The sequence below is a fragment of the Candidatus Symbiopectobacterium sp. NZEC135 genome (assembly GCF_025962695.1).
In genome coordinates this window covers 1-610 of sequence record NZ_JAGFPF010001297.1, presented here as the reverse complement: position 1 = coordinate 610, position 610 = coordinate 1, and the positions used below count along the sequence as shown (strand labels likewise).

Below are 610 nucleotides of genomic sequence, written 5' to 3'. Positions count from 1 at the left end.
CAGCAGCGCAGGCAGTGCAGCAGCCAGTGCTGGGGCCCCTGCCTCCGCCGCCGCCATGGCATCCGCTACCGCCGGTGCCGCCGCACAAGCGGGCCTGGCGACCATCGCCTCACAGGCCGCCGTTGCGTTGGCCCAGAACAAAGGAGACCTTCCCGCCACCTTTAAAACGCTGGCTAACAGCGACTCGGTAAAATCACTCGCCACCAGCATGATTATTGGCGGTGCCCTGGGTGGACTCGACAAAGCCATGGGGTGGACCGCAGCCGTGAAAGGGGGCACCACGCCCGTCACCAGTAAGCTGCTTATCACGGATAATGCCACCTGGAACAGCGTTGCCCAACGCGTTGCGGCACACTCCGTCGTCAGCTCTGCGCTGGGCACCGCCATTCAGGGCGGCAGTTTTGCTGACAACCTCAAACTCGCTCTGTTAAGCAGTGTTGGCAGTCAGCTCCACGCGGAAGGCGCATTCCTGATTGGCAATAACGGCCAGATCCTTGGCATACCGGGAAGTAAAGCGGTGAGCCATGCGGTAATGGCCGCCGTCGCTGCCGAGATCGGAGGAGGAGATGCTAAGGGAGCGGCGGCGGGCGCGCTGGCAGCGGAACTGGCG

1 protein-coding gene is annotated in these 610 nt (G+C 63.6%); it reads left to right on the top strand.

Annotated features, from left to right (window positions below; all coding sequences use genetic code 11):
* A partial coding sequence (locus tag J5224_RS33915) for a DUF637 domain-containing protein (protein WP_264629250.1) occupies window positions 1-610 on the top strand: 610 nt, incomplete at both ends.